The 14,527-nt window shown below is 59.7% G+C and carries 11 protein-coding genes; 7 read left to right on the top strand and 4 right to left on the bottom strand.

Annotated elements, in window-relative coordinates; genetic code table 11:
• Window positions 1-25: 25 nt before the first annotated feature.
• The 4 genes from QN377_RS05415 to QN377_RS05400 all read left to right on the top strand — a co-directional run bounded on the left by QN377_RS05415 (window position 26) and on the right by QN377_RS05400 (window position 4,158).
• Complete coding sequence (locus tag QN377_RS05415; protein WP_095002213.1) at window positions 26-262, top strand: DUF1653 domain-containing protein; 237 nt, start codon at window positions 26-28, stop codon at window positions 260-262.
• Between the two features lie 114 nt (window positions 263-376).
• Complete coding sequence (gene topA, locus QN377_RS05410; protein ID WP_095019369.1) at window positions 377-3,004, top strand: type I DNA topoisomerase; 2,628 nt, start codon at window positions 377-379, stop codon at window positions 3,002-3,004.
• A 280-nt stretch (window positions 3,005-3,284) separates the two neighbouring features.
• Window positions 3,285-3,806, top strand: a complete 522-nt coding sequence (locus QN377_RS05405; protein WP_095019368.1) for a DUF6586 family protein — start codon at window positions 3,285-3,287, stop codon at window positions 3,804-3,806.
• A gap of 118 nt (window positions 3,807-3,924) precedes the next feature.
• The gene (locus tag QN377_RS05400; RefSeq protein WP_003446620.1) at window positions 3,925-4,158 is read left to right on the top strand and encodes a hypothetical protein; all 234 of its coding nucleotides are present in this window, start codon (window positions 3,925-3,927) and stop codon (window positions 4,156-4,158) included.
• A 69-nt stretch (window positions 4,159-4,227) separates the two neighbouring features.
• Here the strand turns inward: QN377_RS05400 and sulA are convergent, their stop codons facing one another.
• Both sulA and lexA read right to left on the bottom strand, forming a co-directional pair.
• On the bottom strand, window positions 4,228-4,701 hold the full coding sequence (gene sulA, locus QN377_RS05395; protein WP_095002210.1) for an SOS-induced cell division inhibitor SulA: 474 nt from the start codon (window positions 4,699-4,701) through the stop codon (window positions 4,228-4,230).
• A gap of 11 nt (window positions 4,702-4,712) precedes the next feature.
• A complete protein-coding gene (gene lexA, locus QN377_RS05390; RefSeq protein ID WP_029611310.1) occupies window positions 4,713-5,321 on the bottom strand; it encodes a transcriptional repressor LexA in 609 nt (202 codons plus the stop codon).
• 260 nt (window positions 5,322-5,581) lie between these two features.
• Here lexA and QN377_RS05385 point away from each other — a divergent pair, with 260 nt between their 5' ends.
• From QN377_RS05385 to QN377_RS05375, 3 genes are all read left to right on the top strand, one after another.
• A complete protein-coding gene (locus QN377_RS05385; RefSeq protein ID WP_095002208.1) occupies window positions 5,582-6,289 on the top strand; it encodes a TetR/AcrR family transcriptional regulator in 708 nt (235 codons plus the stop codon).
• Window positions 6,290-6,472: 183 nt separating this feature from the next.
• Complete coding sequence (nagZ, locus tag QN377_RS05380; RefSeq protein ID WP_169916728.1) at window positions 6,473-7,471, top strand: beta-N-acetylhexosaminidase; 999 nt, start codon at window positions 6,473-6,475, stop codon at window positions 7,469-7,471.
• Between the two features lie 13 nt (window positions 7,472-7,484).
• Window positions 7,485-8,222, top strand: coding sequence for an S-methyl-5'-thioinosine phosphorylase (locus QN377_RS05375; RefSeq protein ID WP_095002206.1), 738 nt, complete (start codon window positions 7,485-7,487; stop codon window positions 8,220-8,222).
• Window positions 8,223-8,303: 81 nt separating this feature from the next.
• Here the strand turns inward: QN377_RS05375 and QN377_RS05370 are convergent, their stop codons facing one another.
• Both QN377_RS05370 and mfd read right to left on the bottom strand, forming a co-directional pair.
• Window positions 8,304-11,006, bottom strand: coding sequence for a DEAD/DEAH box helicase (locus QN377_RS05370; protein WP_095019367.1), 2,703 nt, complete (start codon window positions 11,004-11,006; stop codon window positions 8,304-8,306).
• An 11-nt stretch (window positions 11,007-11,017) separates the two neighbouring features.
• Window positions 11,018-14,467: a transcription-repair coupling factor gene (mfd, locus tag QN377_RS05365; RefSeq protein WP_095019366.1), complete on the bottom strand. Its 3,450-nt coding sequence runs from the start codon at window positions 14,465-14,467 to the stop codon at window positions 11,018-11,020.
• Window positions 14,468-14,527 lie beyond the last annotated feature (60 nt).

The raw sequence follows: 14,527 nt of genomic DNA, 5'->3' as shown, positions 1-14,527 counted from the left end.
TTTTATTTTGCAGAGGGGCCGCAACATGCCGCTACAACCCGGGCTCTATCAACATTACAAAGGCCCTCAATATCGGGTATTCAGTGTGGCTCGCCACTCCGAAACCGAAGAGGATGTAGTGTTCTACCAAGCCCTGTATGGCGATTACGGCTTTTGGGTGCGCCCGCTGAGCATGTTCCTGGAGTCAGTCATTGTCGAGGGCGAACAGGTCCCGCGCTTTGCCCTGATTCAGGCCGAACCCAGCGTTTTTTCCCGGCCATAAGGCATGGTCGCGCAGAACCCTGTGCTTGACCTCACCTTGTAGCCACTATATATAGCGGTGCCGCGTCAGGCGCGAACCGCCTTTCACTTCTAGAATTCAGGAATTTTCTGATCCATGGGCAAATCGCTGGTCATTGTGGAATCCCCGGCTAAGGCCAAGACCATCAACAAGTACTTGGGTAACGAGTACGTGGTGAAGTCGAGTATCGGCCATATCCGAGACCTGCCCACCAGCGGTTCGGCTAGCGCCAGCAAAGAACCTGCTGCCAAGCGTGGTAAGGCTGCGGCCGGCGAGGCGCCGGCCCTGTCGCCAAAAGAGAAAGCTCAAAAGCAGCTGATCTCGCGCATGGGCGTCGATCCGGAACATGGCTGGAAAGCCAAGTACGAGATCCTCCCGGGCAAGGAAAAGGTCATCGAAGAGCTGCGCCGGCTCGCCAAGGATGCTGACACCATCTATCTCGCAACCGACTTGGATCGCGAGGGGGAAGCCATTGCCTGGCACCTGCGCGAAGCCATCGGGGGTGATGACAGCCGCTACAAGCGCGTGGTGTTCAACGAAATCACCAAAAAGGCGATTCAGGAAGCTTTTTCCAAGCCGGGTGAACTGGATATCAACCGGGTCAACGCTCAGCAGGCACGCCGTTTTCTCGACCGTGTAGTGGGTTACATGGTTTCGCCGCTGCTGTGGGCCAAGGTTGCCCGTGGCCTGTCGGCAGGCCGTGTGCAATCGGTGGCGGTGAAGCTGGTGGTGGAGCGTGAGCGCGAAATTCGTGCGTTCAACCCCGAAGAATACTGGGAAATTCACGCCGACCTTGGCACCGCCAAGGGTGCCAAGGTGCGCTTCGACGTTGCCCGCGAAAAAGGCGAGGCGTTCAAGCCGCTGAACGAAACCCAGGCCATGGCTGCCCTGGAGAAGCTCAAGGCTTCCAGCTACAGCATCGTCAAGCGTGAAGACAAACCGACCAGCAGCAAGCCGTCGGCGCCGTTTATCACGTCCACCCTGCAGCAGGCAGCGAGCAATCGCCTGGGCTACGGGGTGAAGAAAACCATGATGATGGCCCAGCGCTTGTATGAAGCGGGCTACATCACGTACATGCGTACCGACTCCACCAACCTGTCGGCCGATGCGGTCGAAATGGCACGCACCTACATTGAAGGCGAGTTCGGCGCGGACTACCTGCCGCCGGCAGCCAACGTGTACAGCAGCAAGGAAGGCGCACAGGAGGCTCACGAAGCGATTCGTCCTTCCGACGTCAACATGCACCCGAGCAAGCTGACGGGCATGGAGCGCGACGCTGAGCGCCTTTACGAGCTGATCTGGCGCCAATTCGTGGCATGCCAGATGCTGCCGGCCAAATACCTGTCGACCACCGTCACTGTGGCGGCCGGTGATTTTGAGCTGCGTGCTAAAGGTCGCATCCTCAAATTCGACGGTTACACCCGTGTGATGCCGCAAATTGCCAAGCCGGGCGACGACGATGTGCTGCCGGACATGGCCCAGGGCGATAAGCTCAAGTTGATCGAGCTTGATCCGAGCCAGCACTTCACCAAGCCACCTGCGCGTTACTCCGAGGCCAGCCTGGTAAAAGAGATGGAAAAGCGTGGCATCGGTCGTCCTTCGACCTATGCAGCGATCATCTCGACCATTCAGGATCGGGGGTACGTGGCGTTGCACAACCGCCGTTTCTACTCCGAAAAAATGGGCGATATCGTTACCGAGCGCCTGTCTGAAAGCTTCTCCGACCTGATGGACTACGGTTTTACCGCCGGCATGGAAGAGAACCTCGATGACGTTGCGCAAGGTGAGCGCGACTGGAAAAACGTCCTGGACGAGTTCTACGGCGACTTCAAGAAGAAGCTTGAAGTTGCTGCTGCGCCGGAAGGTGGTATGCGCGCCAACCAGCCAGTCATGACAGATATTCCGTGCAAGGAATGTGGTCGTCCGATGCAGATTCGTACGGCATCGACCGGCGTATTCCTGGGTTGCTCGGGCTACAGTCTGCCGCCGAAAGAACGCTGCAAGGCCACGGTCAACCTGGTGCCGGGCGATGAAATTGCCGCCGACGACGAAGGTGAATCCGAGTCGCTGGTACTGCTGGGCAAGCACCGTTGCCCGATTTGCAGCACGGCCATGGACGCTTACCTGCTGGACGAGAAGCACAAACTGCATATCTGCGGTAACAACCCGGATTGCGTTGGCTACGAGATCGAGGAAGGCAACTACCGGATCAAGGGCTACGAAGGGCCGAGCCTTGAATGCGACAAGTGCGGCAGCGAGATGCAGCTCAAAACCGGTCGTTTCGGCAAGTTCTTCGGCTGTACCAATGCCGAATGCAAAAACACCCGCAAACTGCTGAAAAGCGGTGAAGCGGCGCCGCCGAAAATGGATCCGGTGAAGATGCCGGAGCTCAAGTGCGAGAAGGTCAACGACACGTATATCCTGCGTGACGGCGCTTCGGGGTTGTTCCTGGCGGCCAGCCAGTTCCCCAAGAACCGCGAGACCCGAGCGCCGCTGGTGATTGAAATCATTCCGCACAAGGACGAGATCGATCCCAAGTACCATTTCCTGTGTGAAGCACCGAAGAAAGACCCGGATGGTCGCCCGGCGGTGATTCGCTACAGTCGCAAAACCAAAGAGCAGTACGTACAGACCGAAGTGGATGGCAAGCCGACTGGCTGGCGTGCGTTCTACGATGGCAAGAGCTGGAAGGTTGAAGACAAGCGTAAAGACAAAGACGCCTGATCCGAGCTGATAGCTGAATAAAAAACCGCGCAAGGGCTGCATGCCTTGCGCGGTTTTTTTTTGCCGGTTCCGGGCGTGGTTGTCGCCGCTGGAGCACTTTTTGTGGGAGCGGGCTTGCTCGCGATGGCATCGACACGGTATGACTGGAACACCTCAGCGCCTGCATCGCGAGCAAGCCCGCTCCCACACGTGACGTTAGGGAGCGTGGGCCTTGCGCCAGCACGCCCTGATCCCTGAGACTGCACGACCTGCCTTTACCCATCCGCTGTGGAGCGCCCGCATGGCTCACGAACTCTATACCCGCACCAATCAGAAGATCTATTTCGCCGGTCTGGCCCTGGAGGCCATGAACAAGGCGAGCGAAGGTCGGGCCATGAATGCCCAGGCGCTGGTTCAGGCCGAGCGCGAGGCGGCGGTATTCCATTTATATGGTGCCTTGCTAGGCCTGTGTCATGAAATTGCAGTCTTTTATCGCCTGTCACAAGCCAGCGCACCACGGGTTGAGTTGTTGCTCACCCGGCAGGTGCTGGACGAGAAAGCCATCCCTGAACTGGCAGAGCTGGTCGAGCTGGCTTGCGCGCCGCAAACCTGGCTGGCGCAGCTGATGGCCACCCATGCAGCGCTGTATCAGCCGCTGCAGGCGCCGAAAAAGGTCAAGGCAGATGTATTCCAGCCTTTGATCGATACGGTCAGCCTGGAGGACGAGGCGCCACATGAGCTAAGCCGCGAAACCATGGAAGAGTGGCGCCAGAATCTCAAGGCGCTGGCCATTCGGTTCCGTGATGGACTCAATGAGTGCTGAGGGTCATAAGCGAAACGGTACAGTCATTCATCAGTCTGTAGTACAAAGCGCACAGATCCTGGGAATTTCCCATAGGATGGCTGATATACTCCCACGCTTTCGTGGAGAACAAATTTATATGCCAACGTCCTTTCTAGAAATTGTCGAGTTGCCAGACGGCCGCATCGAGTTGCGCCGTGCTGAGGACGAAGGGTCTTTGGTCACGCTGAATTTTTCTGAAGATGCCAAGGCTTTTCTTCAGGGTCAGCACGTAGAGGTGGCCAAGGCCATGCTCAGCGTCGGCGTGCAAATGGCGGGTCGGCTGGCAGAAGGCGAGCTGGAAAAAGACGACGGGCCGCGCATTCTTCATTAATCGCCCCGCAACCCTGTGCCGCAGCCAGGCAAGTGCATTCTGCACTGGCCCTGTGGCAGCGTTGCTTGTTTAGCCCAGGCGAATATTCAGGCTTTGCCCGTGACCGGTGCGGGCTGCGCTGATCAACTGTTGGCGTGCAGCGCTGTTCAGCGGGTTGATCCAGCTGACAACGGTGTGGCTGCGGCCCAGGCGTAGCGCTTCGCAGGTGAGCTGCAACGCGCTTTTATTGCCATTGGGCTGCAGCAGCAAAATTCGCTCGCGGTTCAGCCCTGCATCGCGCAGCCAGCTTTGGGTCAGGCTGGCCGGTGGTGCGATAAGGGTCAACCAGCGGGCGTTTTGCTGCTCGCTCAGTTCGCGCAGCATGGGGGCAAGCAGGTTCAGGCAGTTTCCGGCAGCACCGCGTAGCGACAGCTCACTGAAGACTTCAGGTTCGGCGCTCCAGGGTGATTCGAGCACGTCCTTGATCGCAGGGGCCATGGGCTGTGCCATGAACGCCTCGAACAGGGTCAGTTGTGCGGGCAGCGGTGTGTGGGGGAACTGCATGACGCCTCCTATTAGCGGCGAATAACGCCGACGCTCAGGCCTTCAATAACCAGTTCCTGCTCCTTGAGATTGACTTCAATAGGGGCAAAATCCGGATTTTCAGCGATAAGCCAGACTTTGCTGCCTTCACGCTTGAAGCGTTTTACGGTCACTTCGTCGTCGATGCGGGCTACCACGATCTGGCCGTTGCGCGCTTCGCGGCAGGTATGCACAGCCAGCAGGTCGCCATCGAAGATGCCGACGTCCTTCATGCTCATGCCCTGTACGCGCAGCAAGTAATCAGCTCGCGGATGGAAGAAGGTCGGGTTGATGTTGCAGGACTCTTCAACGTGTTCCTGCGCCAGGATCGGCGCACCGGCAGCAACCCGGCCGATAATGGGCAGGGTGGATTCGTCAGCCTTGGCTTCGAAGCCGGGAATGCGAATGCCTCGTGAAGCGCCAGGGGTCATCTCGATGGCACCCTTGCGGGCCAGGGCCTTGAGGTGCTCTTCGGCAGCGTTGGGTGACTTGAAGCCCAGTTCCTGTGCGATCTCGGCACGGGTGGGCGGGTATCCGTTGTCATCCAGGCATCGCTTGATGAAAGCCAGGATCTCAGCTTGGCGTGGCGTCAGTTTTAACATGATGATCGCTCTGTCTTTTTATACAGTGACTGGGATTATATACAGTGAAGGCGTATTGGCAATCATCCATTTCCGGCAGTCCGCTGGACGGTCGTCGATAAGCGCTGTGGTCCGTACCTTATCAGTTGGGGCCGGGCTGGCCGAGGCTGTGGTTAAATGCGAAACCGACCGGTCGCAAAACGAATAGGTCATCTTGACTTTTGACTGGCTGAAACGTATGTTTCAAACAAGTGTTTAAATGTTTGTCAGGCGGAGTAGTCATGGCCCAGTCGGAAACCGTTGAACGTATCCTTGATGCTGCCGAGCAGCTGTTCGCGGAAAAAGGGTTTGCTGAAACTTCATTGCGGCTGATTACCAGCAAGGCCGGGGTCAATCTGGCGGCGGTCAATTACCATTTTGGTTCAAAGAAAGCGCTGATCCAGGCGGTGTTCTCACGCTTCCTGGGGCCTTTCTGCGCCAACCTGGACCGTGAGCTGGAGCGCCGTCAGGGCAAGCCGGAGAATCGCCCGACTCTTGAGGAGTTGCTGGAGATGCTGGTCGAGCAGGCGCTGGTGATTCAGCCACGCAGTGGCAACGACCTGTCGATCTTCATGCGTTTGCTGGGTCTGGCCTTCAGCCAGAGCCAGGGCCACTTGCGCCGCTATCTTGAAGACATGTACGGCAAGGTGTTCCGCCGCTATATGCTGCTGGTCAATGAAGCGGCTCCGCAGATCCCGCCCATCGAGCTGTTCTGGCGCGTGCATTTCATGCTCGGCGCGGCGGCCTTCAGCATGTCGGGGATCAAGGCGCTGCGTGCCATTGCCGAGACCGATTTTGGCGTTAACACCTCGATCGAGCAGGTGATGCGCCTGATGGTGCCGTTTCTCGCCGCCGGCATGCGTGCCCAGAGCGGCGTCAGCGATCCGGCCATGGCCAGTGCGCAGATGCGTCCTCGCAGTAAAACTGCACCGGTCAGCGTCAAGGTTTGACCCGCTGCGGGTGGGCGCGGCAGCTTTGATCCGCTAAGCTAGCTGTCATGCCCAGCCCTGTCTTGTTCCCGTCTGCCAATTCGCCGCCGCCTCTCTGGAGTGCGGTGCGCAGGCCCGTGCCTGCGTATCCGGACCGGTTAACAAGCGCTCTCTCTTTCTAAAGGATTTCCCATGAGTTCTGCCTTGCAAGGCTCCTTGATGGTGGACGTCGCCGGTACCTGGCTGACGGCTGAAGACCGGCAATTGCTGCGCCAGCCTGAAGTGGGCGGATTGATCATCTTTGCACGCAATATCGAGCACCCGCGCCAGGTGCGTGAGTTGAGTGCTTCTATTCGGGCCATACGACCGGACCTGCTGCTGGCGGTCGATCAGGAAGGTGGCCGCGTGCAGCGCCTGCGTCAGGGCTTTGTGCGCCTGCCTGCCATGCGCGCCATTGCCGACAACCCCAATGCCGAGTACCTGGCCGAGCAATGTGGCTGGATCATGGCCACTGAAGTGCTGGCGGTGGGGCTGGACTTGAGCTTTGCCCCGGTTCTGGACCTGGACTATCAGCGCAGTGCTGTGGTCGGCAGCCGCTCGTTCGAGGGTGACCCCGAGCGCGCCGCTGTATTGGCCGGGGCATTCATTCGCGGGATGAACGACGCGGGCATGGCTGCCACCGGTAAGCACTTTCCGGGGCACGGGTGGGCTGAAGCTGACTCTCATGTAGCCATCCCTACGGATGAGCGCAGCCTGGAGCAGATCCGTGCCCATGACCTGGTGCCGTTTGCCCGTTTGAGCAAGCAACTGGCGGCGGTCATGCCGGCCCATGTGATCTATCCGCAAGTCGACAGCCAACCCGCAGGTTTTTCCCGGCGCTGGCTGCAGGACATCCTGCGCGGTGAACTGCAATTTGATGGTGTTATTTTCAGTGACGACCTGTCGATGGCTGGTGCTCATGTGGTGGGTGATGCCGCCAGTCGTATCGAGGCCGCCTTGTCGGCCGGTTGCGACATGGGCCTGGTATGCAACGACCGCGCCGCGGCAGAGCTGGCACTCAGTGCTGCGCAGCGCTTGAAAGTTACGCCATCGCCACGGATTGCGCGCATGCGTGGCCAGGCCTGGGCCAGTACCGATTATCGCCAGAGCCCGCGCTGGCTGGTGGCGATGGGCGCACTCAAAGATGCTCAATTAATTGATTAAGGGATCTGCCTCAATGACGGTTTACGCAATTATCGGCGGTACGGGCCTTACCCAGCTGGAAGGGTTGACCATCAGCCGCGCGCTGGCGCTGGACACGCCCTACGGGCCGACCTCGGCAGATATCCAGATCGGTGAGTTTGGCGGCCGCGAAGTGTTGTTCCTGGCCCGTCACGGCCATCCGCACCGGGTGCCTCCGCATCAGGTCAACTACCGCGCCAACCTGTGGGCGCTGAAGCAGGCCGGGGCCGAAGCGATTCTCGCGGTAAATGCCGTGGGCGGGATTCATATGGCGATGGGCACCGGGCATTTTTGTGTGCCTCATCAGTTGATCGACTACACCAGTGGCCGCGAGCATACTTTTTTTGCCGGTGATCTGGAGCAGGTGACCCATATCGACTTTAGCTATCCCTACACCGAATCGTTGCGCGAGCAATTGATTGGCGCATTGGCGGCCGAGGGCTGCTCCTACAGCAGTCATGGTGTTTATGCCGCTACTCAGGGCCCGCGTCTTGAGACCGTGGCAGAAATCGCCCGTCTTGAACGTGACGGTTGCGACATCGTGGGCATGACCGGCATGCCGGAAGCGGCACTGGCCCGCGAGCTGGAACTGGATTACGCGTGCCTGGCGCTGGTGGTCAACCCGGCAGCGGGCAAGTCGACAGCGATTATCACCATGGCCGAAATCGAGCAGGCGCTGCATGAGGGTATGGGCAAGGTAAAAGCGACGTTGGCGCGGGTGCTGGCGGGCTAATCAAGTCCGTAGCAGCCGCCGAACGCAGCCTCGCGGAGCTCGGCAGCTGCTACAGAATCAAGCCGCAAGTTGCGTCAATTTTCAGCGCTTTTCAGTTTTAGGCGGCAACGGCGCAAACAATGCGTCGATGTCGTCATCCTGCAGTTTCCAGTCCCCAGCGACGCGTCCGTCCAGTACGCCTGCCGCCAAATCTGACTTTTCCTGCTGCAAATGCTGGATTTTTTCTTCCACAGTGCCGCGGGCAATCATTTTGTACACAAACACCGGTTTTTCCTGGCCTATACGATAGGCGCGGTCAGTGGCCTGGTTTTCTGCCGCCGGGTTCCACCAAGGGTCGTAGTGAATCACCGTGTCGGCCTCGGTAAGGTTCAGGCCTACACCACCCGCCTTGAGGCTAATCAGAAAAATCTGCAGCTTGCCGCTCTGGAAGTCCTTGACCGGTGTACGTCGGTCCCGGGTTTGCCCGGTGAGGATGGCGTAGGGCACCTTGCGCTTTTTCAGCTCGGCCTCGATCAGCCCCAGCATCGAAGTGAACTGGGAAAACAGCAGGATGCGTCGGCCTTCGGCAAACAGCTCTTCGAGCATCAGCATCAGGCTGTCGAGCTTGCCCGAGGTGCTGCCTTTTTTCGGCGGGGTGTCGCTGACCAAGCGCAGGTCGCAACATACCTGGCGCAGTTTGAGCAGCGCTTCGAGGATAATTATCTGGCTGCGTCCCACGCCCTTGCGGGTGATTTCGTCGCGGACTTTTTTGTCCATCGCCAGGCGCATGGTTTCGTACACGTCGCGCTGGGCTTCGTTGAGGTCCACCCAGTGGATGATTTCGGTCTTGGGCGGCAGTTCGGTAGCGACCTGCTCCTTGGTGCGGCGCAGCAGAAACGGTTTGATTCGCGCATTGAGATGCTGCAGGCGCTCGTTGCTGCCCTGGCGTTCAATGGGCACCCGGTAGTCGCGATTGAAAGTCTTGACGTCGCCCAGCCAGCCGGGCAGCAGGAAGTGGAACAGTGACCACAGCTCACCCAGGTGGTTCTCCAGCGGGGTACCACTCAGGCACAGGCGCTGGCGGGCAACCAGCTCGCAGGCGGCCTGGGTGGCCTTGCTGCCGGGGTTCTTGATGTACTGTGCTTCGTCCAGCACCAGCAGGTGCAGCGGCAGTTTTGCCAGATGCTCGATGTCCTTGGGCAGCAAGGCGTAGGTGGTCAGGATCACGTCGTAGTCGTTGAGGTGCGCGAAATATTTTTTGCGCGTGGCACCATACAGCGCCAGTACCTTGAGCTGCGGCGTAAAGTGCGCCGCTTCGTCGAGCCAGTTGGGGATCAGGCTGGTGGGCATCACAATCATGGCCGGGCGATCAAGGCGGCCGGCATTTTTTTCGCACAAGATATGCGCCAGGGTCTGCAGGGTTTTGCCCAGGCCCATGTCATCGGCCAGCACGCCGCCCACTTCCAGCTGACGCAATGACTGCATCCAGCTCAGGCCTTCGAGCTGATAGGGGCGCAGGTTGGCATTGAGCCCTTCGGGGGCTTCGACGCTGAAGTTCTTGATATCTCGCAGGCGCTGGGCGAAGCCGCGAATCTGCTCACCGCCTTCCCAGCGCAGGGGGAGTGCATCCAGGGCGTTGAGCCGCGGCGCGTCAGCACTTTTGATCCGCAGAGAAGTGGCGTCCGGCTCGCCCAGATAAAACTCGTCCAGAGTGGCCAGTACCGGTTTCAGCCGCCCGTACGGCAGCGCAACCTGCAGCGGACCATGGCCGCTGGCAGGGTTGGCCGGAATATTCACCAGGATCAGTTCGTCGTCCCTGCGCCGGGCGAGTTTTTCCGGGTTGAGGATGTCGCTGTGGGAGCGCATCAGGTTGAGCAGTATCGGCAGCAGGCTCAGGTGCTGGCCGTTGACGATAATTCCCAGCTCCAGGTCAAACCAGTCGCGCTCCGGGGCTTCGTCGACAGTGGCATACCAGTCTTCTACCGGGGTCAGGTCAAAGCCGAAACCTTCATCGATCTGCAACTCCCAGCTCTTTTCGGCCAGGCCTTGCAACTGGTTGAGAGTGAAATTCAGCCAGGCACTGTCATTGACCAGCTCAAACAGCTCGCCGGCGCTTTCCGGTAGTGCCTTGCTCTGGCGCGTGGCAATTTTAAAGCCCAGGCTGCGCAGTTGTTCGCGGTAAAGGTTTTCGACCTCGGGCTTGCGCTTGATGCGCAGGGTTTGCTGTTCCTGGCGCAGCAGAATGTCAGCGTTTTTTTGCCCGCTCACGTACTGGTCCAGGTAGTTGAACGACAGGGCGGCGCGGTGCTGGATATAGCGTTGCATTTTGCCGTTGCGCGGCTCGAAAGCGCTGAATTCGGCACTGGCCAGCCACAGTCGCGGTACTGGCTGGACGTCCTCGACCAGCTGTTCTGGCAGATTGTTGGGGCGACGTGAGTCGAGTACGGCCTGGAGTTTTTCCAGAAGCTCGGCATCCTGAGCAGCGGCGGGGTAGTTCAAGGTTTCTTCAATCTTCAGTAAGACGGCTGCGGTGTGCTTGCAATTAACCCGCACCGGGCAGGTACAGTGGGCGCTGACCAGCAGCAAGGTGCTTTTGGCCGACTCGCGCAACTGAATGGTCTGTCGGTAGATGTTTTCGCCAGAGCCCTGACAGCTGGCAGTAATCAGCTTGTCGCCGATCTGGGCGATCCTGACCCGATTTTCCTTGGCGTAGCGGCGGCCACGCTCAAGGCTTTGTTCCTTGAAGCGACTGACCCAGCTTGGTGCCAGCGGCTGGGTCAGTCGGTCGGTGGGGTTCAGGGGCATGGGTTTTTCATTCAGGAAGACTTCGGCGTCAGGCGCTCGAACAGCGCTTCAATGGTATTGAAGCGTTCTTCCGGGCGCTCCATGGGTACCATGAATTTGAACAGGGTCGCGCCTTCGAATTTGTAGCGGTTGGGTTGGCCCTGGATCAATTTGATCAGCACCATCGGGTCAACCGGGGTGTCGGCGGCAAACTCGATGCGCCCGCCCTGCGGGCCGGCGTCGACTTTTTTGATGCCTAGTTGCTCGGCCTGCAATTTGAGCAGGGTGATGCGTACCAGGTTCTTGGTCGGCTCGGGGAGCAGGCCGAAGCGGTCGATCATCTCGACCTGCAAGTCCTTGAGGCCCTCTTCATCGGTTGCCGAGGCAATACGCTTGTAGAGGATCAGTCGCGCATGCACATCCGGCAGATACGACTCGGGAATCAGCGCAGGTACCCGCAGGTTGATTTCCGGGCCGCCGCCCAGCGGCTGGTCGAGGTTGGGTTGCTCGCCCTTGCGGATCGACTTGACCGCACGTTCGAGCATTTCCATGTACAGGGTAAAACCAACCGCCTGAATCTGGCCGCTTTGACCATCCCCCAGTAACTCGCCCGCGCCACGGATTTCAAGGTCGTTGGTGGCCAGGACAAAGCCGGCACCCAGGTCCTGGGTGTTGGCGATGGCTTCCAGGCGTTTTTGCGCGTCCCCGGTAATCTGCTGGCGCGGTGGCGTCAGCAGGTAGGCATAGGCCTGGTGGTGACTGCGTCCGACGCGGCCGCGCAACTGGTGCAACTGTGCCAGGCCGAACTTGTCGGCGCGCTCGATGATGATGGTGTTGGCGCTCGGCACGTCGATCCCGGTCTCGATGATGGTCGAGGCGATCAGGACGTTGAAGCGCTTGTGATAGAAGTCACTCATCACCTGTTCGAGTTCGCGTTCGCGCATTTGCCCGTGACCGATACCGATCCGTGCTTCAGGCACCAGCTCGGCCAGTTCGGCCGCACATTTTTCGATGGTTTTAACGTCGTTGTGCAGGTAGTAGACCTGCCCGCCGCGCAGCAACTCACGCAGCAACGCCTCTTTGACGGTGCTTTTGTTCTGTTCCATCACGAAGGTGCGCACCGACAGCCGGCGCGCCGGCGGCGTGGCGATGATCGACAGGTCGCGCATGCCTGACACGGCCATGTTCAGCGTACGCGGGATCGGCGTGGCGGTGAGGGTCAGGATGTCGACTTCACTGCGCAAGGCCTTGAGCTGTTCTTTCTGGCGCACGCCGAAGCGGTGTTCTTCATCGATGATCACCAGGCCCAGGTTTTTGATTTTGACATCGTCCTGCAGCAGCTTGTGGGTGCCGATGACAATATCGATCTTGCCTTCGGCCAGGTCGGCGACTGCCTGGTTGATCTCTTTGGCCGACTTGAAGCGGCTCATCACCTCGACCGTTACCGGCCAGTCGGCAAAACGGTCGCGGAAGCTGTTGTAGTGCTGCTGGGCGAGCAGGGTGGTGGGCACCAAAATGGCCACCTGACGGCCGCCATGCACAGCAATAAAGGCCGCGCGCATGGCCACTTCGGTCTTGCCGAAGCCCACGTCGCCACACACCAGACGATCCATGGGCTTGGGCGACAGCATGTCGGCGCGTACGGCTTCGATGGTGGTTTGCTGGTCCGGGGTTTCTTCGAACGGGAAGCCGGCACTGAAGGTTGCGTAATCCGCTTTCGGATCGGCAAATGCATAACCTTCGCGGGCTGCACGACGAGCGTAGATGTCGAGCAGCTCGGCAGCCACGTCACGCACTTGTTCGGCGGCCTTGCGCTTGGCCTTTTGCCAGGTTTCCGAGCCCAGGCGGTGCAGCGGCGCCAGTTCATCATCGCTGCCGGTATAGCGGGCGATCAGGTGCAGGTTGGCCACCGGCACATAGAGCTTGGCGCCTTCGGCGTATTCCAGGGTCAGGAACTCGGCCACCTGATTGTCGACTTCAAGTGTGGCCAGGCCCTGATAGCGACCTACGCCGTGGTCGATATGCACAACGGGTGCGCCTTCGCGCAACTCGGTGAGGTTCTTGATCACCGCATCGTTGTTGGCATCGGCGCGTTTTTCCCGGCGCCGGCGCTGCATCACGCGCTGGCCGAACAACGGGCTTTCGGCGATCAGCGCCAGCGCCGGATCCTCCAGCAGCAGGCCTTCATCCAGCGGGGCGATAGTAATCGCCAGGCGGTGTTTGCTGGCGACGAAGTCCGGCCAGCTGTCGACTGTTTTGGGGCGCAGCTTCAAGCGTTCCAGCAGTTCGAGCAGTACTTCGCGGCGACCGGCCGATTCGGCGGTAAACAGCACGCGGCCATCAAACTGCTCAAGGAAACCGGACAAAGCCGCCAATGGCTGGTTGGCCTTGGCTTCGATGGCCAGGTTGGGCAGCGGTTGCGCCGGGAAGCGTTCACGGCTGCTGCCGGTGTCGATGTCATCCTGGCTGGCGACCACCCGCGGCCAGTTTTTCAGGCGGGCGAAGCAGTCTTCAACCGGCAGGAACAGCTCGGCAGGCGGTAACAGTGGTCGCGACGGATCGATACGGCGCTCTTCGTAGCGGTTGCGTACGTCAGACCAGAAATTCTCGGCGGCCTGCTCGATGCCTGGCAGCGAGAATACTTGCGTGTCAGCCGGCAAATAGTCGAACAGGGTCGAGGTTTCATCGAAAAACAGCGGCAGGTAGTACTCGATACCCGCGGGGGTAATGCCGCTGCTCAAGTCCTGAAAGATCGGGCAGCGACGGAAGTCGACATCAAAACGCTCGCGAAAGCGCGCCTTGAACCGGGTCACCGCGTCTTTTTGCAGCGGGAACTCACGTGCCGGCAGCAGGCGCACCGACTCAACCTTGTCGATCGAGCGCTGGGTCTCGGGGTCGAAGGTGCGCAGGGTCTCGATTTCGTCGTCGAACAGGTCGATCCGGTAAGGCAGTTTGCTGCCCATCGGGAACAGGTCGATCAACGCGCCGCGCACGGCGAACTCGCCATGTTCATACACCGTATCGACGCAGCGATAGCCACTGGCCTCAAGCCGGGTACGCATTTGCTCCACATCCAGCTTCTGGCCGATGTCCAGCACCAGGCTGCTGCCGAGCAGGAACTTGGTCGGGGCCAGGCGATGTAGGGCGGTGGTCACCGGCACTACCAAAACACCATGACTCAGTTCCGGCAGCCGGTACAGGCTGGCGATACGCTGGGAGATGATGTCCTGGTGCGGCGAGAACAGATCGTAAGGCAGGGTTTCCCAGTCGGGAAAATGCAGTACCGGCAAGTCAGGGGCAAAGAATCTCAGTTCCTGCTCAAGACGCTCGGCGCTTTGGCTGTCAGCGGTCAGGAGCAGGGTGAAGCGCCTGGCGGCGCTGGCAGCCTCGGCAATCGCGAGGCTCAGGGCGGCACCGGGCAGATTGCTCCAGTGCTGTTTACCTGCCGTGGCAGGGAGTTTCGGTAGACGCAGGACGGGCACGGAAGGTTGAGCTCCAAGCGTTGCGACAAAGTTGGCGATTGTAACGGGCCAAGGGGCTGG

Source organism: Pseudomonas sp. CCC4.1 (assembly GCF_035019225.1).
Taxonomy (GTDB): Bacteria; Pseudomonadota; Gammaproteobacteria; order Pseudomonadales; family Pseudomonadaceae; genus Aquipseudomonas; species Aquipseudomonas bubulae.
This window is presented reverse-complemented; position numbering and strand designations above follow the sequence as displayed.

Bases quoted from the DNA above. Each gene is read 5' to 3' on its own strand.
- QN377_RS05415 (WP_095002213.1), top strand. From the start codon at position 26: ATGCCGCTACAACCCGGGCTCTATCAACATTACAAAGGCCCTCAATAT.
- topA (WP_095019369.1), top strand. From the start codon at position 377: ATGGGCAAATCGCTGGTCATTGTGGAATCCCCGGCTAAGGCCAAGACC.
- QN377_RS05405 (WP_095019368.1), top strand. From the start codon at position 3,285: ATGGCTCACGAACTCTATACCCGCACCAATCAGAAGATCTATTTCGCC.
- QN377_RS05400 (WP_003446620.1), top strand. From the start codon at position 3,925: ATGCCAACGTCCTTTCTAGAAATTGTCGAGTTGCCAGACGGCCGCATC.
- sulA (WP_095002210.1), bottom strand. From the start codon at position 4,701: ATGCAGTTCCCCCACACACCGCTGCCCGCACAACTGACCCTGTTCGAG.
- lexA (WP_029611310.1), bottom strand. From the start codon at position 5,321: ATGTTAAAACTGACGCCACGCCAAGCTGAGATCCTGGCTTTCATCAAG.
- QN377_RS05385 (WP_095002208.1), top strand. From the start codon at position 5,582: ATGGCCCAGTCGGAAACCGTTGAACGTATCCTTGATGCTGCCGAGCAG.
- QN377_RS05375 (WP_095002206.1), top strand. From the start codon at position 7,485: ATGACGGTTTACGCAATTATCGGCGGTACGGGCCTTACCCAGCTGGAA.
- QN377_RS05370 (WP_095019367.1), bottom strand. From the start codon at position 11,006: ATGCCCCTGAACCCCACCGACCGACTGACCCAGCCGCTGGCACCAAGC.